The organism is Corynebacterium gallinarum (assembly GCF_014837045.1).
In the GTDB taxonomy this organism is placed as follows: Bacteria; Actinomycetota; Actinomycetes; order Mycobacteriales; family Mycobacteriaceae; genus Corynebacterium; species Corynebacterium gallinarum.
Genome location: NZ_JACSPR010000001.1, coordinates 404,649 through 428,624 on the forward strand (window position 1 = coordinate 404,649; position 23,976 = coordinate 428,624).

The following is a 23,976-nucleotide window of genomic DNA, read 5'->3' on the forward strand; positions in this document are numbered from 1 at the left end:
GCGTTTCGCGTTGGGCGCCGCCGTCTTGTGATCCCCGGGTGTGTGATAAACAATGAGATCGACTGTTTGATCGAATTGAAGAAGAATTGAAAAGAAGAAGGCCTGCCTGTCATGCGACTGCTTGGACGCATCCTCAAATCCACGTCCGCCCTGTGGCCCTACTACCTCGGCATCGTGCTGGCCTCCATCGTGGTGGCCGGTCTGTCGCTGGTCTCCCCGTTCATTCTCCGTGAGGCCACCGACACGATCGTCTCCGCATTGCGGGGTGATGTCACGGTGGAGTCCGTCACGCAGACCATCCTGGTGCTGGCGGTTGCCCTCTTCGTGGCCGATATCCTCAACACCCTGATGTCCAATGTGGGTGGCTACCTCGGTGACATCATGTCCGAGCGGATGCGGCAGATCCTGTCCACCCGTTACTACGCCAAGCTGCTGGCGCTGCCGCAGAAGTACTTCGACAACCAGGTCACCGGCACCATCATCGCCCGCCTGGACCGCTCCATCACGGGCATCACCCAGTTCATGAAGGGGTTTTCCAATAACTTCTTCCCCATGATCATCACCATGGTGGCGGTGTTGATCATCACCGCCGTGTTCTACTGGCCGCTGACCGTCCTGCTGGCCCTGCTGTTTCCCATCTACATGTGGGTGACGGCGCTGACCTCGGTGCGCTGGCAGAAGATGGAGCGGGAGAAGAACGCCCAGATCGACCTGGCCAACGGCCGCTTCGCCGAGGTGGTCGGTCAGATGAAGGTGGTCAAGAGCTTTGTCTCCGAGACCCGTGAACTGGATGATTTCGGCAGCCGGTATGGCACGGTGGTCACCGTTGCGCGCCCGCAGTCCAACTGGTGGCACCGCATGGACTTCCTGCGTGGTGCGGCGCTGAACCTCATCTTCCTGGGCATCTACCTCATGCTCTTCTACCGCACCCTCAACGGTTTTTTCTCCCTGGGTGATATGGTCCTGCTCATCCAGCTGGTCAACATGGCCAAGCAGCCGGTGTTCATGATGAGCTTCATCGTCGATGCCGCGCAGCGTGCCGTCGCCGGTTCCAGGGACTACTTCGATGTCATGAGCGAGCCGGTCGAACCCACCGCCAATAAGGAACTGGTGCGCACGACGGAAACCTCCGATACCCCGGCCCTGACTCTGACGGTGCCGGAGCCTCTGCCCCCGGCTGAGCCCGCCCTGAAATTCGAGAACATCACCTTCGCCTATGAGGAGAACAAACCGGTGATCCGGGATGTCACCATCCAGGCCCGGCACGGCGAACGCATCGCACTCGTTGGTGAATCCGGTGGTGGTAAATCCACACTGGTCAACCTCCTGCTGGGGCTCTATGAACCCAGTGCCGGTCGGATGATGGTCTGTGGTGAGGATGTTGCATCCCTGACCACCGAGAAACTGCGCGCCTCGGTGGGCGTGGTGTTCCAGGATGCCAGCCTGTTCTCCGGTTCGATCGCGGAGAACATCGCCTACGGACGGCCCGGTGCCAGCCTGGATGAAATTGTGGCTGTGGCGAAGAAGGCCAACGCCCATGAGTTCATCGAGGCCTTCCCCGACGGTTATGACACCGTCATCGGAGAGCGTGGCCTGAAGCTGTCCGGTGGGCAGAAACAGCGCGTGGCCGTGGCGCGCGCCATGCTCAAGGACGCCCCGGTGCTGGTGCTGGATGAGGCGACCTCCGCCCTGGACACCAAATCCGAACGCGCCGTGCAGGCGGGTCTGGAACAGCTGATGGCCAACCGCACCACCCTCATGATCGCCCACCGCCTGTCCACCATCGCCGATGTGGACACCATCGTGACCATCCGCGACGGTGCAGTTGATGAGATCGGCTCCCCCGCCGAACTGGCGGTCTCCGGTGGTATCTACGCCGAACTGCTGCGCCTGACCCAGTCCACCGCCGAGGCCGACCGTGAGCGCCTGCGGTCCTTCGGTTTCACCGGGGATGCGCCGGTGGAGGAGACGGACTGACACACCACGGTTGGTAACCGCTGGAGGGTGGCAGACTCCCCAGTCGGGTGCCCCAGGTCACATGCGGTCTCTATTATGGGTCCCATGACCAAGCCACTCTTCCAACTGGACCCATCCAAACCCTTCCATCATCAGGATCACCTGGGCCATAACCGGTGGCATCCGGAGATCCCCCCGGTGGAGACCATCCGGCCCGGGGAGACCTTCCGCGTCGACTGTCGCGACTGGTTCGACGGCGCGGTGCGTAACGACGAATCCGCCGAGGACGTCCTCACTGCCCCCTTCCACATCGGTCACCCCCTTTCGGGACCGTTCCGCGTGGAGGGTGCCAAACCCGGGGATCTCCTGGTTGTGGATATCGTCGATGTGGCTCCGATGTCGGGAGCCGAGGAGCCAGGGGATCTGGCCGGCCAGGGATGGGGGTATACCGGCATCTTCGCACCTTCCCACGGTGGTGGTTTCCTCCACGAGCATTTCCCTGATGCCCACAAGGCGATCTGGGATTTCCGGGATGGACGCGCCACCTCACGTCACATCCCCGGGGTGTCTTTCCAGGGCGCGCCCCACCCCGGTGTGATGGGCACGGCCCCCTCGCCTGAGCTGCTGGCGAGGTGGAATAAGCGGGAGGCAACGCTGGTGGCCCGGCGTCCGTTGCGGGTGCCACCCTATGCACTGCCTCCGCTGCCGAAGGGGGCGCTGCTGGGACAGCTCTCGGATGCCAAGGCGGCTCTGGTGGCCAGCGTGGCCGCGCAGACCACCCCGCCGAGGGAGAACGGCGGCAACCAGGACATCAAGGATCTCACCCGCGGCAGCCGTGTCTTCTACCCCGTCTTCGTCGCGGGCGCGAACCTCTCGGTGGGTGACCTGCACTTCTCGCAGGGCGACGGTGAGATCACCCTGTGTGGTGCCATCGAAATGGGCGGTCACATTGACCTGCACGTCGACATCATCCCGGGTGGCATGGAAACCTACAACATCACTGAGAATGCCATCTTCGTCCCCGGCACAGAGGCACCCCGCCACGAGGATTGGATCTCGTTTTCCGGGATCTCCGTCACCGAGGATGACAAGCAGCATTATCTCGACCCTTACCTGGCCTACCAGCGGGCATGTTTGCACGCGATCGACTACCTGACCGCTTTCGGTTACTCCCGCGAACAGGCCTACCTTCTGCTGGGTGCGGCCCCCATCGAGGCGCATCTGTCGAGTGTGGTGGACATCCCCAATGCCTGCGCCACGCTCTATCTCCCCACGGATATCTTCGACTTCGACATCCGACCCAGCACCGACGGCCCGCATCAGGTGGTCTCCACCCTGCACCCACCACGTGCCGACGCCGATCTCCTCCCCGAGGATGATGTCCTGCGGGCGATTCCGAAGAATAAGCGCGCACTGCTGCCCTCTGCACGGCGCCTCGGTGGTCAGGCCGCCCGTCCGGCCAGCATGGTCTTCGGCAAGCTACGTAGTCTGTTCGCACGGTAGGCTGTGACCGCATGAGCAGGATTCACGGTGTGCTTATCGACGCCCGCGGCCGCTGCGCCCATTACGGTGGTGCCCGCGATGTGGTCGCCAACCGGTGTGCCACCTGCGGTGGTTTCTTCGCCTGCCACCGCTGCCATGATGAACTAGCCGATCACCCCTTCGGGCAGATGAGCACCGATGCCCCAGATTCGGTGCTGTGTGGTGCCTGCGGACACGTCATGGGCTACCACGTGTATTCGCAGGCATCGGCCTGCCCGGCCTGTGACCACCTGTTCAACCCGGGTTGTTTCCTGCACGCCCCGCTATATTTCGAGGTGTAGAAGCTAGTTCAGTTTGCCGGAGAGCTTCGCCAGACGTTCCCTACTCGGGCCGTCCAGTCCGATGATCTCCACCGTCTTGCCGCGATCCTGGAATTTCTGGGTGATGGAATCCAGGGTGGCCACCGTGGAGGCATCCCAGATCTCCGCCGCGGCCATGTCGATGATGATGTGGTCGGCCTCGTCGTTGTAGTCGAACTGGTAGACCAGGTCATTGGACGATGCCCAGAACAGCTGGCCGTACACGCGGTAGGTGCGGATGTCAATGGTGCCGTCCTTGTCCACATCGAGTGCCTCCACCATCTCGATGTGCGCCAGGTGTGCCACCCGACGGGCGAACATGATCATCGCGGTCACCACGCCCAGCACCACGCCGATGGCCAGGTTGTTGGTGGCCAGGGTGGCGACCACGGTCACGACCATGACGGTGGTCTCGGACAGCGGCATGAACTTCAGGGTGCGTGGGTGGATGGAATGCCAGTCGATGGTGCCCAGGGACACGATGACCATGATGGCCACCAGGGCGGCCATGGGGATCATTCCGACGATATCACCCAGGACCACGATGAAGATGAGCAGGAACACCCCGGACAGCAGGGTGGACAACCGGGTGCGGGCCCCGGACTCGCGGACGTTGATCATGGTCTGGCCGATCATGGCGCACCCACCCATGCCGCCGAAGAGACCAGAGACGATATTGGCCACACCCTGGCCCCAGGATTCCCGGGTCTTGTCTGAATGGGTGTCGGTGATGTCGTCGACAAGCTTGGCGGTCATCAGTGATTCCATGAGGCCGACAATCGCCATGCCGAGCGCATAGGGTGCGATGATCTGCAGGGTTTCCACCGTGTAGGGAACATCGGGGATCAACAACGACGGCAGGGAATCTGGCATCTCACCGGTGTCTGACACGGTGGGCACGGTGAACCCCGCCGCCACCACCAGAGCGGTGAGCACCACGATGGTGATCAGCGGGGCGGGCACGATCGAGGTGAGTTTGGGGAAGAAGACCATGATTACCAGGCCCAGGGCGAACAGCGGGTAGACCAACCAGGGCACATCAATGAGATGTTCAAGCTGGGCGACGAAGATGAGGATGCCCAGGGCGTTGACGAAACCGAGCATCACCGACCGCGGGATGAAGCGTTGGAGTTTGGCCACCCCCAAAAGGGCCAACACGATCTGGAACACCCCCGCCAACAGGACCGTGGCAATGAAGTAGTTGACGCCGTGATCCCGGACCACCGGTGCAATGACCAGTGCGACGGCACCGGTGGCCGCCGTGATCATCGCGGGCCTGCCACCGGTGAAGGAGATGACAACCGCCATGATCACCGAGGCAAACAACCCCAGTGAGGCGTCCACTCCGGCGAGGATGGAAAAGGCGATCGCCTCCGGGATCAGTGCCAGGGACACCGCCAGGCCGGCGAACACCTCAGTGCGCAACCGGGTCATCGAAGAAAAGGCATAGCGGAAGGATGCCACCACCCCGTTTGGCGGCAGCGCTTCCGAGGAGGCGGGTGTGGGTCTCGAACCCGCCGTGTTAGTTTCAGTCATGGGTATCCGATCATGAGAATATGGAGGGCACAACGCCCGAAGGGGAAATCCAACCCTCTAGTAACTTGAAGGTTGGTGACCGTGAATACCGTAGCGGGAGCCCGTTTACCCGTCAAAGCACCAACCCGGTTTTATGACCAGGGCCACAGTGGAGGAGAACAGTCATGGACGACAACGGCTTGAAGATCGGTGAGGTCACCGAACTCACGGGACTGTCCGCCACCACCCTGCGCCACTACGACAGCCACGGCCTGATCACCTCCTCCGCCCGCAGCCCCGGAGGCTTCCGCCTCTACAGCCAGGACGACCTCCGCCGGATCCTGCTGGTTCGACGCATGAAACCGCTGGGCTTCACCCTCGATCAGATGCGTGAGTTCCTCGACGCCGCCGAAATCATCCAGAACCCCGACGGCATTCCTGCCGCCGAACGGAAACAGGCGGAGACCACCCTGGCCGACATCCGCGAGGAGACCCGCAACCGCTACGAGAAGCTACTCAAGCAACTCGGATACGCCGAGGAATTCCTCGAACTGGTCACCGGCCTGGAGTCCTGAGCCCCATGCGACTCACCATCGTGTTTTGGCGGTGGTCGCGAATATTAAAAGGAATGCGCCCACTCCCGGCAGACTTCTGTTTCTCCCCCGTTCTCCATGCACTGCCAGTACCTGTTGACGAGCTCCCCCTCATCCGCATATCCAGGAGCTGAGATGCCCTGCTGATAGCAGTCTTCGGTGTGCTGAACGCTGCCATCGGACATCAGAGTGGGCCCGGGAGTTCCGCTTAGACATTCAACCGCATGAGGTTCCACTGATATTTCCACTTCAACGGAAAACTCTAGAGACTCCGCCAAGGCGTGTTTGCCCAGAATCGGACGGCACCCGCTGCGCTGGTCGACATTCGCTGGCCACAGCTCAGATGATCCGGAGAAACACTCTGCCCCAAAAGGACTGTCAGGCTCGGGGAACCAGGTAGTCGAGGATGCCGATGGTGCAGTGGTGGTTTGTGGTTCTAGAACAGGAACGGGAGAAGGATCAGGGGAAGTGCTCACAATCGGGATTGTCTCTGACGTGGAGTCCACCACGGTTGGACTGGGTTCCGTGGCAGACGGGATCATGCTGCTGGAGGTAGCAGGGGCGCTAGACGTGGGATCAGAGGTGTCTTCTGCAGTCGTATTGGAACAGGCTGAGATGCACAAGGATCCAAGGGCGACAAAGGAAAGAAGATAGGTTCGGAGCTTCACGGAGAGCGATTCCTTTCGGGACTTAACAGTGGCAACGGTTGTCCCGGAAACTCCGCGTGGCACCTGATGTCACTGGCAGGGATCTCTCCTACGCCTGAAATCAAGATCTAGTGAAATATTGAGACTCGTTCATTATCAACTACGGGCTTCCGCATAAAGGAACCGGCCCCGCCCTGCATCCGGTACGGATGTGGGGCGGGGCCGGGCGTCGATAAGCGTGGTGGTTAGAACAGGGACACCAGCCAGGCGATGATCACGATGGCCAGCAGGAGCACGAGCGCCTGGGTCACGCGCGACTGCGGGTACTTGCGCTTACGCTTCGGCAGCTCCTGGTCGCGCTTGCGGAGCTCTTCTGGGTTAGCCATGAGTTTCTCTGATGTCCTTTAGGTAGGTCGGGTTTCGCTGATGATGTGTGTTCCGCCGGGCTTCCTGCGCGGGCCCTGCCCCCGGTGTGGCCTTTGTGTTCTGTCTCCGCTGGCGATACGCACCGTCCAGGCCCAGAGGAAATCCACACCTCCGAGCAATGGCACGGACAGCAGCGCACAGACCAGCACCGCACCCAGGATCACGATCGGCGACTGGATCCACAGCGGTGCCGTGGTCAGGTGCTGGGAGATCCAGTCGAGGAAGGCGGTCATGGCTTAAAACCATACACCGCCCAAACAGCATCCCGGGAGTCTAGATCGCACCTGCCAGGCCACGGCGACGCAGCAACGGCTGAATGTCCTTGGCCCGGCCGCGCAGGGTCTCGAAGGAACGGGTGTAGTCGGCGGCCGCACCACGGGAGAGCACCAGATCACGGAACTTCTGACCGGCTTCGCGGGCGGTGGCCTGCGATGCCTGCTCCCCTGCTGCACCGGTCTCGGTGAACCAGTCGAAACCGTCCGCATCCAGGGCCTCAGCCCACAGATAGGAGTAGTAGCCAGCGGAGTAACCACCGGCGAAGATGTGGTTGAAGTAGGTCGAACGGTAGCGCGGGGCGACATTGTCCACGTCCAGGCCGGCACGCTGCAGGGCATCTTGCTCGAACTGTTCAATGTCGGTGACCGCGGCTGCCTCCTCCGGGGTCAGGGAGTGCCAGGCCAGATCGATGATGGAGGCAGCCAGGTATTCGGACGTGGCGAACCCCTGCCCGAACTGACGGGAGGCCTCGATGGCCGCGAGCATCTCATCGGGGATGACCTCGCCGGTCTCGTGGTGGTGGGCGTAGTTGCGCACCACAGCCGGGTCGAAAGCCCAGTTCTCGTTGATCTGGGAGGGGAACTCCACATAATCCCGGGGCACCGAGGTGCCAGAGAAGCTCGGGTAGCGCACATCGGAGAGCAGCCCGTGCAGACCATGACCGAATTCATGGAACAGGGTGGTCACCTCATCCAGGGACAGCAGTGCCTCCCCGGAGGTCGGCTTGGTGATGCCCATGACATTGACCACCACCGGTTTGGTGCCCAGCAGACGGGACTGGTCCACGAAGCTGCTCATCCAGGCGCCACCACGCTTGGATGGGCGACCGAAATAGTCGGTGAGCAGCAGGCCGATGCCGGAACCGTCGTGGTCCTTCACCTCCCACACGTCCACGCCCTCGGCGTATCCCTGCAGGTCGGGGCGCTTTTCGACGCTGATGCCGTAGAGCCGGTTGGCTGAGTAGAACACGCCATCCTCCAGCACGCGGGACAGAGGGAAGTAGTTGCGCAACTCGGCATCATCAAGGGCGTAATCGCGTTCGCGCACCCGAGCCTCCCAGAACGGCCAGTCCGCGGCCTCCACCTTCTGCCCGGTGGCCTCCGCCTCCTCGGCGGACAGCTTGTACTCCGCCCGCGCGTTGGAGGCGGCGCTGGGTGCGAGGTCATAGAGGAGTCCGCGCACGGCATCGACATCATCGGCGGTCTCCTCCTCGATGACGTAATCAGCATGCGTGTGATAACCCAGCAGCTGGGCACGCTCGGCACGCAGACGGACGGTCTCCAGGAGCACCTCGGTGTTGGATTCCTGCCCCCGCTTCTGGGAGGCCTCATAGAGTTTCGCGCGGGCATCAGGTGAGGTCAGGACCGCCTGCTCGGCCTGCACGGTGGGCAGCTCCAGGGGAACCACATACCCCTCACGACCAAGGTTCCCGGCGTAGGCTGCGGCCGCCTCCACCCGGGATGGGCTGAAACCATCCAGCTCGGAGTCGTCGAAGGAGACCGCCAGATCACGGGTGTCCTTCAGCAGGTTCCGGCCGAACTGTTCGGAGAGGGTGGAAAGGCGTTGGTTGATCTCCGACAGGCGGGCCTTGCCGGGGGCGTCGAGGGCGGCACCGCGGCGTCGAAAAGCACGCAGGGTGTGCGCCAGCAGGCGCTCGGACTCCTCATCGGCCGGGGCTGTCAGGGACTCGAGGCGCTGGAACAGCGCGGAATTGTGGTAGATCGCGTCATAGTGCGCCGCCAGCTTCGGGGCGATCTCCTGGGCGATGGCATCCATCTCATCGGAGGAATCGGTGCCCTGCAGGTTGAAGAACACCGCGGCCACACGGTTGAGCGGCTGGCCCGCCCGCTCCAGCGCCTCAATGGTGTTTTCCCAGGTCGCGGGCTCCGGGGTTGCGGTAATGCCCTCGATCTCCGCCTTGTGTTCGGCCAGGGCGATCTCGAAGGCGGGGAGGAAATCAGCGGTCTCGATCGCGGCGAAATCAGGCAGCTGGTAGGGCAGGGTACTTGCGGTCAGCAGGGCATCAACACTCATAGGGCTCGATCCTAGCTGCGTTGGGGGCGGGGGCAGACGATGTGGGCGCACAAGGCGATCAGAGGCGCTGGATATGGCTGGATGACCTCTACCCTGCCTGAGCGTTTGCCAGGGGCTTAAACGGGAATCTGGGAGGGCACTTTTCCGGGGCGGTTGGGGGGCTTCTGGTGCGGGGTTAGCATTTTCCGACACACACCACCGGCGGAGGGGCCAGCGTGTCGAAAAAGTCGAACCAGGGTGCCAGGGAAGCGTAAAAAAATCGACACAGCCACCCGCAAACACCCGCGCTGTGTCGAAAAAGTCGAACCCCCACCCCGCAACTGCTCCGCACAGGCGATCACAGGCCTCGGACGGGGCTGGATGACCTCTACCCTGCCTGAGCGTTTGCCAGGGGCTTAAACGGGAACCTGGGAGGACGCTTTTCCGGGGCGGTTGGGCGGCTTCTGGTGCGGGGTTAGCATTTTTCGACACACACCACCGGCGGAGGGGCCAGCGTGTCGAAAAAGTCGAACCCGGGTGCCGGGGAATCATGAAAAAATCGACACAGCCACCCGCAAACACCCGCGCTGTGTCGAAAAAGTCGAACCCCCACCCCGCAACTGCTCCGCACAGGCGATCACAGGCCTCGGACGGGGCTGGATGACCTCTACCCTGCCTGAGCGTTTGCCAGGGGCTTAAACGGGAACCTGGGAGGACGCTTTTCCGGGGCGGTTGGGCGGCTTCTGGTGCGGGGTTAGCATTTTTCGACACACACCACCGGCGGAGGGGCCAGCGTGTCGAAAAAGTCGAACCCGGGTGCCGGGGAATCATGAAAAAATCGACACAGCCACCCGCAAACACCCGCGCTGTGTCGAAAAAGTCGAACCCCCACCCCGCAACAGGCCCAAACAGGAGGCCAGGCCGACACCCCGCTCCCCCGCGCAGCCAGTTGCTAGGGTTGGACCCATGTCTGTTACGGTCTCCTGCCCCGCTGGCACCATCACCGGTGAACTCGTCTCCTTCACAGCACTGGATGATCCCCGCGGTGGCACCCACAGCATCCCCTACTTCCGCTCGATCCCCTATGCCCGGGCTGAGCGTTTCCAGGATGCGCAGCGCCTCGAGCCGTTGCGGATCGATGCCACGGGCACCCATGATGGTCTGCACCTGACGGTGTCCACGCCGGAGGTCAGGTTCGGGGCGGATTACCCGGTGATCGTGTTCATCCACGGCGGTGGGTATCACTCGGGCACGCGTTTTGATCCGCGGCATGATCCGTTGTTTTTCACCAGCCGTGGGTTTGTGGTGGTGGAGATCTCCTACCGTCTGGGGTTGGAGGGGTTTGTGCCTTTCCATGATGATGAGCCGAATCATTACCGCGGCACCGATGACTGTGTGCTGGCCTTGGAGTGGGTGCAGAAGAATATTGAGCATTTCGGCGGTGATCCCACAAGTGTGACGCTGATGGGCCAGTCCGCCGGCGGGGGCATGGTGCTGTGGTTGGCCCGGCGCGATCATTACCGCGGGGCGTTCCGACGGGTGGTGGCGTTGTCGCCGAGCTTCCCGCGCGGGTCGTTCGCCAAACGTAAGGGAGCTTTACGACGCACCCTCGGCCGCCCCGTCACCCGTGATGCCCTGGCGAAAATTGATCCCCAGCGACTGGATCGTGCCTATCAGCGTTTCGCCCGTCGTTATTTCTACGACCTGGCGCTCGGCCCCACCGGTTATGACCCTGATGAACTCGCCGACATTGATCTGATCATCACCTCCACCCGGGATGAGATGTACAACCATGCCACGGGCATTTCCCTGGATCGCAGGCGGTTCGGGCCCCGCCTGGCGGCGCGGATGTTGGGGGTTTCGGTTCCGGAGTCGTATATCAGCCGGGCGCGGCGCATCGATGACCGTGTGGTTGGCCGCATGATCGGTGATTCCATGATCCGGAGTTATGTGGCCCAGACGGAGAAGGGCTGGTGGATTGAATTCCCGGGCAGGCACTGTGATGATCTCGCGGAGATCTTCGTCCGTGACACCGCGGCCCACCGCATCATCGCATCCTTCGCCCGTGGTGAAACGCCGTCGTGGCCGCAGTACTCGCCGGAGGATCGGGCGGCGTTGTCGCTGGTTGATGGCGAACCGGAGGTGGTGCGCGACCCGTTGAACCTGGTGCGTACCTCGTTCCTGCCGCAGCGGGAAACACCTGTGGAGGGGCTCGGTGGCCGGGTGCTGTAGGCGGGCTGGGGCGTTCTTATAGCACAAAACAGCGGGTCGACGAGAGGCTGAAAATGTCTCTACCCTAGTGGGTATGACTGACACTACCCCCTTGAGTTCGGACCTGATCCCAGAGAGCACCGCCCGCCCGGTAGTCGATGCCGAGGGCTTCATCATTGAGCATGAGTCGGAGGAGTTCCACACTCCCACCCCGGCCCCCGGTGAACAGCCCTGGGAGAAACATGACCGCGAATGGTACAAGGACGCCGTGTTCTATGAGGTGCTGGTGCGCGCCTTCTACGACCCGGACAACACCGGTTCCGGAACCCTGAAGGGTCTGACGGAGAAGCTCGATTACATCCAGTGGTTGGGTGTGGACTGCATCTGGGTGCCGCCCTTCTACGACTCACCCCTGCGTGATGGCGGGTATGACATCCGCAATTTCCGTGAGATCCTGCCGGAGTTCGGCACGGTGGATGATTTCGTTGAGCTGGTCGACCAGGCCCACCGCCGTGGTCTGCGTGTGATCACCGACCTGGTGATGAACCACACCTCCGATCAGCATCCGTGGTTTCAGCAGTCCCGGACGGATCCGGACGGCCCCTACGGTGACTTCTATGTCTGGGGTGATGATCCGGAGATGTACAAGGAAGCCCGCATCATCTTCGTCGACACGGAGGAATCCAACTGGACCTATGATCCGGTGCGCAAGCAGTACTACTGGCACCGTTTCTTCTCCCACCAGCCGGACCTGAACTATGACAACCCGGCGGTGCAGGAGGCGATGATTGATGTACTGCGCTTCTGGCTGGACCTGGGTCTGGACGGTTTCCGCCTGGATGCCGTGCCCTACCTGTTCGAGCGCGAGGGCACCAACGGCGAGAACCTGCCGGAGACCCATGACTTCCTCAAGCGCTGCCGTCAGGTGATCGATGAGGAGTACCCAGGTCGCATCGTCCTGGCAGAGGCCAACCAGTGGCCCCATGACGTGGTCGAGTACTTCGGTGAGAAGGAGAAGGGCGATGAGTGCCACATGGCCTTCCATTTCCCCCTCATGCCCCGCATCTTCATGGGTGTGCGCCAGGGTTCGCGTACCCCGGTCAGTGAGATCCTCGAGCACACCCCGGACATCCCCAAGACCGCCCAGTGGGGTATCTTCCTGCGCAACCATGACGAGTTGACCCTCGAGATGGTGTCCGAGGAGGAGCGCGCCTACATGTACCAGCAGTTCGCCCCCGAGCCCCGCATGCGCGCGAACGTGGGTATCAGGCGTCGACTAGCAACGCTTGTCGACGGCGACCGCAACCAGCTCGAACTGCTGCACGGCCTGTTGCTGTCCCTGCCCGGTTCCCCCGTGTTGTACTACGGCGATGAGATCGGCATGGGCGACAACATCTGGCTGCCGGACCGCGATGGCGTGCGCACCCCCATGCAGTGGTCCAATGACCGCAACGGTGGTTTCTCCAAGGCGGATCCGGAGCGTCTCTATCTTCCGGCGATCCAGAATGACCGCTTCGGCTACGCCCAGGTCAACGTGGAGACCCAGCTCAAGCAGGAGAACTCCCTGCTGCAGTGGATCCGCAACCAGATCATGATCCGTAAGCAGTACCGGGCCTTCGGCAAGGGCACCTACCGGGAGATCGACTCCACCAACGAGGCGGTGCTGACCTTCCTGCGTGAGTACAAGGGCCAGACCATTCTGTGTGTGAACAACATGTCGAAGCTGCCGCAGGCGGTGGCCCTGGACCTCAGCGAATTCGCCGGCATCACCCCGCGTGAGGTCTCCGGTGGACAGTACTTCCCCACCATCGGCGAACGCCAGTGCGTGTTCACCCTGGCACCGCATGGGTTCTTCTGGCTCGATCTCACGGGTGAGGAGGAGGAATGAGCATTGCAGAACACATTGTGAATGAACGCTTCTACGGTGCGAAATCCCAGACCATCACCGATGTGGATATCGTCCTGGAGAAGGAATACGGCGAGCACACGCTCGTGCTCGCCCGAGTCAATGACGTCCTGTATCAGCTCTTCGTGGACTCCGAGGGGCGCGACCGACTCGCCGATCACGTCGACGAGATCCGCGAGGGCCTGGGTGTCTGGCACTCCGAGGCCCCCTTCCCTGAAGGTCCCTACAAGCCGCTGCGCGGAGAGCAGTCCAACACCTCCCTGGTGGCAGGCGATGTGATGGTCAAGTACTTCCGCAAGATCGAACCCGGCCTCAACCCCGATGTGGAACTGCTCGGCCGGATCCCCGACTGCCCACATGTGGCCCCGGTGCTGGGGTACGCCTCCACCGAGCTCGATGGTGAGGAGCACACCCTGGTGATGACCCAGCAGTTCATCCCGGGCACCGACGGCTGGAAACATGCCCTCACTACCGTGACCGGCAGCTTCGCCGAGGACGCCCGCATGCTGGGCGAGGCCACCGCGTCGGTCCACATGGCGCTGGCCAGGGAGTTCGGCACCTCATCCGTCCCCGCGGAGACAGTGGCCGACGGGTTGACCGCCCGCCTCGACGGGCTGATCAAACAGGCCCCGGAGCTGGCCGAATACCGGGAGGCAGCGGCAGCGGTGTACCGGGAGCTGCGCGGGGAGATCGATCTCCAGCGCATCCACGGTGACCTGCACCTGGGCCAGACACTGCGCACCGCGGACCGCTACATCCTCATCGATTTCGAGGGTGAACCCGCCCGCCCCCTGGCGGAACGTAAACTCCCAGACTCCCCGCTGCGCGATGTGGCGGGCATGCTGCGGTCCATCGACTACGCCGCCCACTTCGACGGCACCCACGAGCAGTGGGGTGCCGAGGCCACAATCGCCTTCCTCGAGGGTTACGGCACGATGGAGCTGGACCAGCAGCTTCTCGATGTCTACATCCTGGACAAGGCACTCTACGAGGTGGCCTACGAAATCAACAACCGCCCCGACTGGGTGCATATCCCACTCGCGGCGGTGAAGCAGGTGCTGGGCTAGAAACCGCCACCTGCAGGACAGCGATGGGCCCGGGGCCGGTGCGTACATACACCGACCCCGGGCCCATCTGTTGCTTTACCGGCCTCTATGCCTCCGGGTCGAAGGCCTCCAGGATGGCCTGACGCAGTTCAGGGTGGGAAAGCTGGTCCACCATCCAGGGGGAGAAGACGAACGGGGTGGCATCCACCGCATCGAAGACCTTCTGCGGCTCCTCCCAGGCGAACTCCTCCACCTCGTCGGGCAGGGGCTCAACGAATTCACCCACGGCGAGACGCACCAGATGGACGGGGCAGATCTCCCATTCCACGATGCCGGTGGAATCCTCGGCACGGTAACGGTAGTCGGTGAGAACAGCCTGAATATCCAGGAAGGATCCGAAGTCCAGGCCGAGCTCGGACACGCCGCGACGACGGATCGCATCCGCATTCGTCTCATCCGGTGCCGGGTGACCACACATGGAGTTGGTCCACACACCGGGCCAGGTCTTCTTGCTCAGTGCTCGCCGGGTCACCAGCAGTTCACCCCGTGGGTTGAGGATGTAGCTGGAGAACGCGAAATGCAGGGGGGTATCAGTAGTATGAACCGTTGCCTTCGGGGCGGTGCCGATGGCGTTGCCCTCCTCGTCGGCAAGCACGACCAGTTCTTCCTCATTTGTCATGCCCACCAGCTTAGCAACCCTGAAGTCAGCGCCTCACCCAATCGCCAATGACGCCGGGCACAACCGGCCCCCGGTCCCCGAGCAGCGCCGCCAGATTGGCGTCCTGCTCCACCGCGGACGTCACCGTTTTCACCTTCCCGGTGTTCTTGGGTTGTGCGCCTCCCGCACCGCCCATGGGCATCATCGGCATCATCGGGCGCGCGGTGCTTTGCGACGCCTTACCCACCCCACCCGTCATTATCCCGGAGGGGGTCTGCGCCCCCGCAGCGGAGGCGGAATTACCGGATTGTGGCGTCAGGGCCTGCCGCATCCCGCCGCGGTGGGTGTTACTTCCCGCAGCACCCACACCGCCGACACCTGCCCCGCCACCTGCACCCGCCGAGCCCATCATGGGGCCCATCGGCCCCATTGCCGATGCACTCTGGGTACGGGAGTTCATCGGGTTGAGACCCGCGTTGGAGAACCGCTGCCCGGCGTTTGCACCATGGCGCCCGTTCATCCCCATGAAGGGTGCGGCAGCCATGGCCCCACCACCTGCGGGGGAGTTCAGGGCACCGACACCGGACATACCGGAGGCGTTGCTCAACGTGGACCCGGCGGCCCCCACCGATGCGGTCGATGTCTGCAGATCACCGACCTCCATGCCACCGAGGTTGTCAGCCACAGCCCCGAAATCACCCGCGCCCACGGAATGGGCAGCTGCTGTTCCACCACCAGTGGCTGCCGAGAACCCCTGAGGGGTCAGACCGTGGGTGGTGAACCCGGTGCCACTGCCCGCGATATCCGACATCCCCAGGGCGAGTCCCCCGCCGCTTCCGTCGGCACCCTTGACGCGCATCAGATTGTCAATACCCGGCACACCCGCCCGGACATCCCCCTGGAACGCGGACTGGAACGACGCCAGGTAGGCGCTCTCCGCGGCGGCACGCTCGGCCGGTTCCTTGATCATGGCTATCGACGCCGCCGCCATGAACACGCTCATCTTGTGCCCCATGTAGATCTGGTTCAGCGTCCCCACCGACCGGGACATCTCCCGCGCGTTCTGGGAGAACACCGACCCGGCTTCCGCCACCTCCGCTATGCGTGCCGACGCCTGCTCGAACACCTCCCCCGCATTGCTCGCCAACAGTTCACCCGCCACGCGATCCAATGACGCAGACACCTCCGAGATCGTGGACGCCATCGTGGTCCACGAACTCTGTGCCGCCGAAACCGCCCCCGAGTTGGTTCCGGAAAAGTCACTGCACAGCTGATCAAGCGAATTCGGTGCGACCACCACAGGTGGTGTGAATGAGAAAGAATCAAACCTCGGTGCCGGCCGTTCAGGAAACGACACCGCCTCCTCCCCCACATGCCCACCTATATCTGCAATGTCCATCCCCCGTGCGAATATCTCATCCTGGCTGTTCAGAGCCTCCACCGAGGCCTTGAGCGCATTGCGGAGCCACTGGATCTGTTCCGCGTAAGACGTCAGAACAACCTCCGCTGACCCTGCTCCCCCATTGAGCACATTGCCATGGTTGGCGCCGAGCTGGTCTAGGCCTGAAACGGTGGAGTATCCACTGCTAAGAACGTTTGCTGACGCAACGTTCGTAGCGGTAGCTGTATTAGCAAATAGCACCTCTAGTTCATCAAGAACATTGTCAATTGCACTCTTATCTACTTTGAGCTGCATCAATTCCCCCAGATTGAGTTATTAAATATTTCAGAATTTCGACAGGATGCGAACACAGTTTGCTTCGATCCCAGCCTTCACCAAACTCTTGGTAACTGATCAATAAGCGACCCCATTCAACGTCTATAGCCGCCCCGCACCGCCGGATTTGGCCTGGCATCTTGTGGGTATACACCCCTTCGATTTCGGTTTCCGACCAATATTCCGGCTCCAACCCTTGCGCTGCTACTTCTGACCAGCTGATCCGGTCGGTAGCCACCAAGACATTGCCACCGACATCGTTAGGTCCCGGCAGTCCGAAGCCACATGACTTAACAACACTTTGGGGGTCTTCAGCGGCCCGAGATCGCACGCCCAACCCCGCCTCTGCGAATTGCTCTTCGGTGAATACCTCGCAGGGGTGGAACTGGCTGGCGAAGATGCCTGGGTCGGTAGGGGTGGTGGATTCGGCGGATGAGGTTGCTGCGGCGGGTGCCGGGGAGGGAACGGTGACGGTGGCTGGTGTGCTGCTCCCCGGTGAACAACCTGTGAGTAGGGCAACAGCGGCCAGGAGGATCGGGCCGGTTCGGTGCATGGGAAAACCCCCAGAGTTTCGTGGTCTGTGAGTGAGTACGGTGAAGGTACTCAGTGACTTAGACTGCGGAACTCGGGGGAAGGTTCCCTGGGGGAGAAAAGTTTTTCTAGAGGTTGTTCAGGTTGCCGTCGAAGATGACGTTGCCGATCTGGAACTGAGCAGCCCAGAGGGATCCGTTGGAGGTGTTGTAGGCCCACTGCAGGTTGGTGGTGGCGCCTGCCCCCAGGGGTAGATCGAGGGGAATGTTGTCGTCGCCTTCGATGGGTTCGATCTCCATGAGATCACCGTCGTAGTCGACGATCTTCAATACGGGGCGTTCGAATGCGTCGGTGGGGAGGGGAACCTCGTTGAGGTTGGTGACGGCCACGTAGATGACAGAACCGCCGTTGGTACCGTAACCGGTGCCCTGGAAATGGACGCGGATGTTCAAACCGGGGTCTTCGGCAACATCCTCCCCCTCATCCATTAACACAGGATCTACCTGCTGCGGTTCAAAGGTGGGGGTCTCCGAAGTGGTCACGACAATTGATTCAGTGGGGGTCACAGCTCCCCCCTCACCAGCGCTATCCCCGGAGCAACCTGCCAAAAGTGCAGTTGCTGCAAGCACTGGAATAATCCTCAACTTCACTTCGGGCTCCTTAGAATTCATCGATACTTTTGGAAAGTTTACTAGCCTAGAGCCTATGCGCTTCCCAGAACTCCAAGAATTGCAAAATCGCCGCACCCTCAAATGGACCCGTTATGACGAAGACGTGCTGCCCCTGTGGGTTGCCGAGAGCGATTTCGGTACTTGCCCACCCCTCAAGGAGGCTCTCGCCGATGCCGTCGAGCGTGAAGTCTTCGGCTATCCCCCAGACCGCACCGGCCTACCCGAGGCGTTAGTGGGTTTCTATGAACGCCGGTACGGTTTCGCCCCGAAACCGAACCATGTATTCGCCATCCCGGACGTGGTGCGTGGTCTGCAGTTGGCCATCGAGCACTTCACCAAACCGGGTTCCGCCGTCATCGTTCCCATCCCCGCCTACCCTCCCTTCATCGAGCTGCCCAAGGTCACCGGCCGCAAGGTCATCTACCTGGATGCCTACAAGTTCAACCTCAATGAGATCGAGGAGGCGTTCGCCGACGGCGCGGGATCCATTCTCTTCTGCAATCCGCACAACCCACTGGGCACCGTCTTCGGTGAGGAGTTCATCCGTGAGCTCACCGACCTGGCGGTGAAATACGAGGCCCGCGTGATCGTGGATGAGATCCATGCACCACTGGTCTTTGAAGGAACCCACGTGGTGGCCGCCGGTGTATCTGACAATGCAGCGGAGGCGTGCATCACCATCACCGCCACCTCCAAGGCCTGGAATACCGCCGGCCTGAAGTGTGCCCAGATCTTCTTCACCAATAAAAATGATGTGAAGACGTGGAAGAAACTGTCCGGTATCACCCGCGATGGCGTGTCCATTCTCGGTTTGATCGCCGCTGAAACGGTCTACAACGAGGGCGAACCCTACCTCGATGAATCCCTGAAATACCTCCGGGAAAACAGGGACTATGCGGCCGCTGAGCTGGAAAAACTGGGTGTCAAGGTATATGTTCCTGATGCTACCTATCTGATGTGGTTGGACTTCTCAGGGACTGAGATTTCAGAGAGCCCTTCTATCATTTTGCGGGAAGAGGGTAAAGTCATGCTGAATGACGGTGCAGCTTTCGGCGATTTTACAAACTGCGCGCGCCTCAATTTTGCATGTTCCCGTGAAACCCTTGAGGAGGGTCTACGCCGTATCGCCAGCGTTCTCTAAATGAAAAAAGCCGTACTTGTCACATCACTGATGTTGTTTTCCATGTTCTTCGGAGCTGGAAACCTCATCTTCCCGCCCATGCTCGGACAGGAATCAGGTATGGCGTACCTTCCTGCGATCATTGGCTTCCTGTCCACGGGCGTTCTGCTTCCGGTGGTCGCCATCATCGCGGTGGTGGTCTCCGGAAATGATGTCCGGGACATGGCCTCACGCGCCGGTAAGGTGTTCGGGCTTGCTTTCCCCATCCTGGCCTACCTGTCCATCGGCGCATTTTATGCGCTGCCCCGCACCGGTGCGGTGAGTTACTCCACCGCCGTCGGTGCCGACAGCATTCTCTACTCGGGCATCTTCAACTTCGTCTTCTTCGGTGTCGCACTGGCACTGTCTTGGAACCCGAACGGGGTCGCCAACAAACTGGGCAAGTGGCTCACCCCTGCCCTGCTGCTCCTCATCCTGCTGCTGGTGGTCCTGTCACTGTCCATGCTGACCGGTACGCCTGCTGAGCCACGCGGGGCCTACGCGGAGCAGGCCGTCGGTGCCGGATTGTTCGAGGGTTACATGACGATGGATTCGATTGCCGCCCTGGCCTTCGGCATCGTGGTTATCTCCGCCTTCAAGTATCAGAAGGTGAAGAAGGTCCGCACAGCAACGGTGTACGCGGCCCTCATCGCAGGTGGCTTGCTGGCCGCGGTCTATTTGGGACTCGGGGCGGTGGGTCGTGTCGCCGGTGGTAACCACGCCGACGGCACCGCCATCCTCAACCACGCCGCCGAGCAGACCATGGGAGGAACCGGCCAGTGGGTGTTCGCCGTCATCGTGGTGCTGGCCTGCCTGACCACGGCCATTGGTCTGATCACCGCCACCTCGGAGTTCTTCAATTCCCTGCTGCCGGGTATCCGTTATCACGTGTGGGCTGTGCTGTTCGCGGTGATCTCCTTCGCTGTTGCCACCCTGGGCCTGGAGACGGTCCTGTCCATCGCAGCTCCGATCATCACGTTTATCTACCCCGCCGCCATCACCCTGGTGGTACTCACACTGCTGGAACCGCTGCTGTTCCGTTTCCACTACACCTTCCTGCTGGGCATCTGGACCTCCGTGGTGTGGGCGTTCTTCATGAGCGTGCCCGCCCTGATCCCCTTCATCGAATGGGCACCACTGCACAGCGTGCAGCTGGGCTGGGTTGTCCCCGTTGCTCTCATGTCCGTTCTGGGCATGGTCGCGGATTGGAATAACAGGACACGCACCCCGGTTGAAGAGAAGGCTGCAGTAAATACCTAGACTGAGAAGGAACGATTAATGTCTGTGCCACTTTCACTCATCGACTTTGCCACCATCTTCGAAGGTGAACGCCCCGGTGACAGTTTCAAACGCTCCGTCGCCATGGCACAGAAAGCGGAAGCCCTGGGCTTCAAGCGCATCTGGTACGCCGAGCACCACAACATGCCCACCATCTCTTCCTCGGCTCCTGCGGTGCTCATCTCTCACATCGGCGCGCACACTAACACCATCCGTCTCGGTGCGGGTGGTGTCATGTTGCCCAACCACTCCCCCTACGTGATCGCGGAGCAGTTCGGCACCCTCGCGGAGCTCTACCCGGACCGCATTGATCTCGGCCTGGGCCGTGCCCCGGGCACGGACATGAACACCCTGCGCGCTTTGCGACGCGAACCCTCCTCCGCCGAATACTTCCCGCAGGATGTCGTCGAGCTGCAGTCCTACCTGGCCGGCCGCTCCCGTCTGCCCGGTGTGGAGGCGATCCCCGGCAAGGGCACCAATGTGCCGCTCTACATCCTGGGTTCCTCCCTCTTCGGCGCGCAGCTGGCTGCCCAGCTCGGCATGCCGTACTCCTTTGCGTCCCACTTCGCCCCCACCCATCTGGAGCAGGCGGTGTCCACCTACCGGGAGAACTACCAGCCCTCGGAGCAGCACCCGGAGCCGTATGTCATCGCCGCGGTCAACGTGACCGCCGCGGATACCGTCGAACTTGCCCGGGAGCATTTCGCCACCGTGGCACGGGCCAGGGTGCGCAGCATGGCGGTCCGCGGACGCGCCACCATCACTGATGAGCAGCTGGATGCCATCATGGATTCCCCCTCGGGTCGACAGATCGTGGACATGCTCCGTTACACCGCCATCGGCACCGGAACCGAGGTCGGGGATTTCCTTGATGACTTCACCAAGACAGCCCAAGCCGATGAGCTCATGATTTCCCTGCAGTCCCCCGGCACCGAGGCGACCTCGCGCAGCATGGAGATTCTCGCGGAGGCATGGTTCCGGGCCTAACCATCCCCCCACCAGGACAAACGTACTGAAAACACAGCTTAAATTCAGTCTTTTCCCGGAATTTTCCCCATCGGTTCCCCACCTTTCCTTATCCCAGCTAGGGATGCCCGGACAGCGGGGAGCGCCGTTTTCAATACTGAGAATCCCCTAAGAGAGCAGCGGGCCGGGGGAACAGACCTTCATAAAACGTTCCCACCTGCAGATATATACGGGTGTAGTGAAGTTGATAGTTGGCTGGGGCTCGACAACAGGAACCTACTATTGAAGCAAGCCAGAAAAGCAGGGCAATGCACAGCGATAGTCCTGCCTGGGTATTGCGTGATTATTTTCAGAGTTCTTCCCTTGTCTCGCGCATTTTTGCCAGCGCCTTCACAGTAAGGATTCCCTGTGTATCCCCCACCCTCGCCCAATCTGATACAACAATCCCCCTCATCACCCCTCCGCACTTCCCTCGCTGCGGTCATCACCGCTCTCATCGCCATCGTTGCCCTCATCCTCTCCGGAGCGTCTCCTGCCGTGGCCCAGGAGGATGAGGTTTCTCCCCCAGCCACCATTAATGTCGTGACGCCCAAGGAATTGGAGGCCTTCGGAGGGCCAGCTCCTGAAACCGACATGATGTCCACCTTTGCGGTGGCCCAGGCCCGGCCGGAAGCCCCTGCCCTGGTGTCCACCGACGGCTGGGTTCTCGATGAGGTCCGCCGCAATGATGATGGTTCTTCGCCGCTGGTTACACTGCCGTTTCCCATCAACTTCTTCGGCAATCACTACTCCGCCCTCTATGTGAACAACAACGGCAATGTCACCTTCAATCAGCCGATGAGTACCTACACCCCCTTCGCACTGACTGGTAGTACCAACATTCCCATTATCGCTCCGTTCTTCGCCGACATCGACACCCGCGGAGCGAATTCCGCTCTGGTCACCTATGGTGCCAGCCCCGATGGCAGCCAGTTCGTGGTCAACTGGATTGATGTCGGTTATTACAATTCCCAAAGCGATAAGCTGATCTCTGCCCAGCTTGTTCTGACCGAACGCTCGGGGCCCGCCTACCGGGAGGGTGACTTCGACATCACCTTCAACTACGGCTCCATCGGATGGGAAACCGGCAGTGCCTCCGGTGGCACCGACGGATTCGGTGGTAATCCCGTCCGCGTCGGGTACTCCCTGGGTACCGGCGTCGAGGGCACCTTCTTCGAACTCGCGGGATCCGGTGTGAGCACCGCCCTCACCGATGGCGGGGAACGCGCACTGTTCACCAACAGCATTGGGTCCCTGAGTACCCCGGGCCGTTATACCTTCCCCATCCGTTCCGAGGGCCCCGATGTCATTGCAGGTAACGTCACGGGCACCGTCACCGACGATTCGGAGCAGCCCATCGCCGGTGCGATTGTCTCCATCATCGCCCAGGACGGATCCTGGAGCTCCAACACCATTACCGGCCCCAATGGGTCCTATGCCCTCAGTGGCCTGGGTGCAGGGCCAGCCACGGTCCGTGTGAGCCCACCGAGCGATAGCGCTTTGGATGCGCCGGCGCGGTCAGTGACCACCGCCATCGGCACCCCACTGACAGTGAACTTCACTCTCAGCGGACCGCGGACCATCCCTGCGGGCACGGTCATTGATCAGGGTGTGGAACAGACATCCGGCATTCCTTCGATCTACTGGGATGACCCCTTCGAGATCACCCACACCGCAGCTCCCGGGGCAACCGTCACCTTCGAGATCGTCCAGGATGGCACTGTTCTGCTCGCCGGCGACTTCGCAGAGAGCTCAACCCAGCCCAGACTGTTCACCGCCACGGTCTCCAGCCTGTTGGCCGCGAGCGCGCAGTCGGGTCTGGCACAGGTGGTCATCTACGTCAATGGTGTTGCGCTCACCTTTGATATCTACATCGACCCTGCCGGAACTGTGGTCGACCAGAACGGACGACCCATCGCTGAGGCCGAGGTGATCATCTACCGTTCCGACAACCCGGACGGGCCCTTCGAACAGATCCCTGACGGCAGTGCACTGCTCTCACCGAGTAACCGCACCAACCCCGACCGCACCGATGCCCAGGGACGTTTCTCCTGGGACACCGTCCCCGGTTACTACCGAGTGAGTGCCTCTGCTCCGGGTTACCTCGCGGAGGACGGCAGTGAACTGGCCTGGACAGATGTCCTGCCCGTTCCGCCGGAGCACCTTGATCTCGTCCTGACCCTGTACTCTACGGATCCCGGCCCCGACCCAGATCCAGACCCAGATCCAGACCCGGACCCCACGCCCCAGCCCGAGCCCGGGGGTTCCTCAACCGGCAGCTCAGTCCTTGATGGCATCGTGAGTGTGATATCCGGCATCGGTGGCGTGTTCAAGATCTTCTTCGACTGGATCACCTCCTTCTTGAATAGGAACAGCAGCTAACCTCACCCTCCAGCTCACTTTCCCACCGCCGTGGTCCCGCGACCACGGCGGTGGCCCTGTTTCAGCGAGGGAGTACCCATACCATCGCGCCTATTGCACTGATAGGTTTGAGGGTAATAGCACCTCAACGCATCTCAAGGAGGAC

General features: G+C 61.7%; 19 protein-coding genes. 11 read left to right on the forward strand and 8 right to left on the reverse strand.

Going from position 1 to position 23,976, the window contains the following annotated elements:
* The first annotated feature begins 111 nt into the window (after window positions 1-111).
* The 3 genes from H9627_RS01775 to H9627_RS01785 all read left to right on the forward strand — a co-directional run bounded on the left by H9627_RS01775 (window position 112) and on the right by H9627_RS01785 (window position 3,779).
* Window positions 112-1,977, forward strand: coding sequence for an ABC transporter ATP-binding protein (locus tag H9627_RS01775; protein WP_191732299.1), 1,866 nt, complete (start codon window positions 112-114; stop codon window positions 1,975-1,977).
* Between the two features lie 84 nt (window positions 1,978-2,061).
* Window positions 2,062-3,459 (forward strand): formamidase, encoded by a 1,398-nt coding sequence (fmdA, locus tag H9627_RS01780; RefSeq protein ID WP_191732300.1) that lies wholly within the window; start codon window positions 2,062-2,064, stop codon window positions 3,457-3,459.
* 11 nt (window positions 3,460-3,470) lie between these two features.
* Complete coding sequence (locus H9627_RS01785; protein WP_191732301.1) at window positions 3,471-3,779, forward strand: CHY zinc finger protein; 309 nt, start codon at window positions 3,471-3,473, stop codon at window positions 3,777-3,779.
* Window positions 3,780-3,782: 3 nt separating this feature from the next.
* Here H9627_RS01785 and H9627_RS01790 read toward each other — a convergent pair whose 3' ends face one another.
* A complete protein-coding gene (locus tag H9627_RS01790) occupies window positions 3,783-5,333 on the reverse strand; it encodes a SulP family inorganic anion transporter (RefSeq protein ID WP_191732302.1) in 1,551 nt (516 codons plus the stop codon).
* A 164-nt stretch (window positions 5,334-5,497) separates the two neighbouring features.
* Here H9627_RS01790 and H9627_RS01795 point away from each other — a divergent pair, with 164 nt between their 5' ends.
* Window positions 5,498-5,887 carry a MerR family transcriptional regulator gene (locus H9627_RS01795; protein ID WP_191732303.1) on the forward strand — a complete coding sequence of 130 codons (390 nt, stop codon included), beginning with the start codon at window positions 5,498-5,500 and terminating at the stop codon, window positions 5,885-5,887.
* 910 nt (window positions 5,888-6,797) lie between these two features.
* Here H9627_RS01795 and H9627_RS01800 read toward each other — a convergent pair.
* Genes H9627_RS01800 through H9627_RS01810 form a run of 3 tightly spaced genes read right to left on the reverse strand, consistent with a single transcriptional unit; the run spans window position 6,798 to window position 9,288 of the window.
* Window positions 6,798-6,938 carry a hypothetical protein gene (locus tag H9627_RS01800; RefSeq protein ID WP_191732304.1) on the reverse strand — a complete coding sequence of 47 codons (141 nt, stop codon included), beginning with the start codon at window positions 6,936-6,938 and terminating at the stop codon, window positions 6,798-6,800.
* Between the two features lie 18 nt (window positions 6,939-6,956).
* Window positions 6,957-7,211: a hypothetical protein gene (locus tag H9627_RS01805; RefSeq protein ID WP_191732305.1), complete on the reverse strand. Its 255-nt coding sequence runs from the start codon at window positions 7,209-7,211 to the stop codon at window positions 6,957-6,959.
* Between the two features lie 40 nt (window positions 7,212-7,251).
* Entirely contained in the window at window positions 7,252-9,288 is a 2,037-nt protein-coding gene (locus H9627_RS01810; protein ID WP_191732306.1) for a M3 family metallopeptidase, read from the reverse strand.
* 945 nt (window positions 9,289-10,233) lie between these two features.
* Between H9627_RS01810 and H9627_RS01815 the strand changes: the two genes are divergently transcribed.
* The 3 genes from H9627_RS01815 to H9627_RS01825 all read left to right on the forward strand — a co-directional run bounded on the left by H9627_RS01815 (window position 10,234) and on the right by H9627_RS01825 (window position 14,451).
* Entirely contained in the window at window positions 10,234-11,499 is a 1,266-nt protein-coding gene (locus tag H9627_RS01815; protein WP_191732307.1) for a carboxylesterase family protein, read from the forward strand.
* Window positions 11,500-11,572: 73 nt separating this feature from the next.
* The gene (gene treS / locus H9627_RS01820; RefSeq protein ID WP_191732308.1) at window positions 11,573-13,366 is read left to right on the forward strand and encodes a maltose alpha-D-glucosyltransferase; all 1,794 of its coding nucleotides are present in this window, start codon (window positions 11,573-11,575) and stop codon (window positions 13,364-13,366) included.
* The gene (locus H9627_RS01825; RefSeq protein ID WP_191732309.1) at window positions 13,363-14,451 is read left to right on the forward strand and encodes a phosphotransferase; all 1,089 of its coding nucleotides are present in this window, start codon (window positions 13,363-13,365) and stop codon (window positions 14,449-14,451) included. Before treS ends, H9627_RS01825 begins: the two co-directional genes overlap by 4 nt.
* 85 nt (window positions 14,452-14,536) lie before the next feature.
* Here the strand turns inward: H9627_RS01825 and idi are convergent, their stop codons facing one another.
* From idi to H9627_RS01845, 4 genes are all read right to left on the reverse strand, one after another.
* On the reverse strand, window positions 14,537-15,109 hold the full coding sequence (idi, locus tag H9627_RS01830) for an isopentenyl-diphosphate Delta-isomerase (protein ID WP_191732310.1): 573 nt from the start codon (window positions 15,107-15,109) through the stop codon (window positions 14,537-14,539).
* A gap of 25 nt (window positions 15,110-15,134) precedes the next feature.
* Window positions 15,135-16,271, reverse strand: coding sequence for a hypothetical protein (locus H9627_RS01835; RefSeq protein WP_225213350.1), 1,137 nt, complete (start codon window positions 16,269-16,271; stop codon window positions 15,135-15,137).
* Between the two features lie 493 nt (window positions 16,272-16,764).
* Window positions 16,765-17,358: a DUF3558 family protein gene (locus tag H9627_RS01840; RefSeq protein ID WP_191732312.1), complete on the reverse strand. Its 594-nt coding sequence runs from the start codon at window positions 17,356-17,358 to the stop codon at window positions 16,765-16,767.
* 106 nt (window positions 17,359-17,464) lie between these two features.
* A complete protein-coding gene (locus H9627_RS01845) occupies window positions 17,465-17,824 on the reverse strand; it encodes a hypothetical protein (RefSeq protein WP_225213351.1) in 360 nt (119 codons plus the stop codon).
* Window positions 17,825-18,041: 217 nt separating this feature from the next.
* Here H9627_RS01845 and H9627_RS01850 point away from each other — a divergent pair, with 217 nt between their 5' ends.
* From H9627_RS01850 to H9627_RS01865, 4 genes are all read left to right on the forward strand, one after another.
* Entirely contained in the window at window positions 18,042-19,148 is a 1,107-nt protein-coding gene (locus tag H9627_RS01850) for a MalY/PatB family protein (protein ID WP_191732314.1), read from the forward strand.
* Window positions 19,149-20,426: a branched-chain amino acid transport system II carrier protein gene (brnQ, locus tag H9627_RS01855; protein WP_191732315.1), complete on the forward strand. Its 1,278-nt coding sequence runs from the start codon at window positions 19,149-19,151 to the stop codon at window positions 20,424-20,426.
* A gap of 18 nt (window positions 20,427-20,444) precedes the next feature.
* Window positions 20,445-21,431, forward strand: a complete 987-nt coding sequence (locus H9627_RS01860) for an LLM class flavin-dependent oxidoreductase (RefSeq protein ID WP_191732316.1) — start codon at window positions 20,445-20,447, stop codon at window positions 21,429-21,431.
* A gap of 387 nt (window positions 21,432-21,818) precedes the next feature.
* On the forward strand, window positions 21,819-23,831 hold the full coding sequence (locus H9627_RS01865) for a nidogen-like domain-containing protein (protein WP_191732317.1): 2,013 nt from the start codon (window positions 21,819-21,821) through the stop codon (window positions 23,829-23,831).
* Window positions 23,832-23,976 lie beyond the last annotated feature (145 nt).

What these genes read in the sequence shown, in the direction of transcription:
- H9627_RS01775 (WP_191732299.1), top strand. Translation starts at nt 112, where the DNA reads ATGCGACTGCTTGGACGCATCCTCAAATCCACGTCCGCCCTGTGGCCC.
- fmdA (WP_191732300.1), top strand. Translation starts at nt 2,062, where the DNA reads ATGACCAAGCCACTCTTCCAACTGGACCCATCCAAACCCTTCCATCAT.
- H9627_RS01785 (WP_191732301.1), top strand. Translation starts at nt 3,471, where the DNA reads ATGAGCAGGATTCACGGTGTGCTTATCGACGCCCGCGGCCGCTGCGCC.
- H9627_RS01790 (WP_191732302.1), bottom strand. Translation starts at nt 5,333, where the DNA reads ATGACTGAAACTAACACGGCGGGTTCGAGACCCACACCCGCCTCCTCG.
- H9627_RS01795 (WP_191732303.1), top strand. Translation starts at nt 5,498, where the DNA reads ATGGACGACAACGGCTTGAAGATCGGTGAGGTCACCGAACTCACGGGA.
- H9627_RS01800 (WP_191732304.1), bottom strand. Translation starts at nt 6,938, where the DNA reads ATGGCTAACCCAGAAGAGCTCCGCAAGCGCGACCAGGAGCTGCCGAAG.
- H9627_RS01805 (WP_191732305.1), bottom strand. Translation starts at nt 7,211, where the DNA reads ATGACCGCCTTCCTCGACTGGATCTCCCAGCACCTGACCACGGCACCG.
- H9627_RS01810 (WP_191732306.1), bottom strand. Translation starts at nt 9,288, where the DNA reads ATGAGTGTTGATGCCCTGCTGACCGCAAGTACCCTGCCCTACCAGCTG.
- H9627_RS01815 (WP_191732307.1), top strand. Translation starts at nt 10,234, where the DNA reads ATGTCTGTTACGGTCTCCTGCCCCGCTGGCACCATCACCGGTGAACTC.
- treS (WP_191732308.1), top strand. Translation starts at nt 11,573, where the DNA reads ATGACTGACACTACCCCCTTGAGTTCGGACCTGATCCCAGAGAGCACC.
- H9627_RS01825 (WP_191732309.1), top strand. Translation starts at nt 13,363, where the DNA reads ATGAGCATTGCAGAACACATTGTGAATGAACGCTTCTACGGTGCGAAA.
- idi (WP_191732310.1), bottom strand. Translation starts at nt 15,109, where the DNA reads ATGACAAATGAGGAAGAACTGGTCGTGCTTGCCGACGAGGAGGGCAAC.
- H9627_RS01840 (WP_191732312.1), bottom strand. Translation starts at nt 17,358, where the DNA reads ATGCACCGAACCGGCCCGATCCTCCTGGCCGCTGTTGCCCTACTCACA.
- H9627_RS01845 (WP_225213351.1), bottom strand. Translation starts at nt 17,824, where the DNA reads ATGGATGAGGGGGAGGATGTTGCCGAAGACCCCGGTTTGAACATCCGC.
- H9627_RS01850 (WP_191732314.1), top strand. Translation starts at nt 18,042, where the DNA reads ATGCGCTTCCCAGAACTCCAAGAATTGCAAAATCGCCGCACCCTCAAA.
- brnQ (WP_191732315.1), top strand. Translation starts at nt 19,149, where the DNA reads ATGAAAAAAGCCGTACTTGTCACATCACTGATGTTGTTTTCCATGTTC.
- H9627_RS01860 (WP_191732316.1), top strand. Translation starts at nt 20,445, where the DNA reads ATGTCTGTGCCACTTTCACTCATCGACTTTGCCACCATCTTCGAAGGT.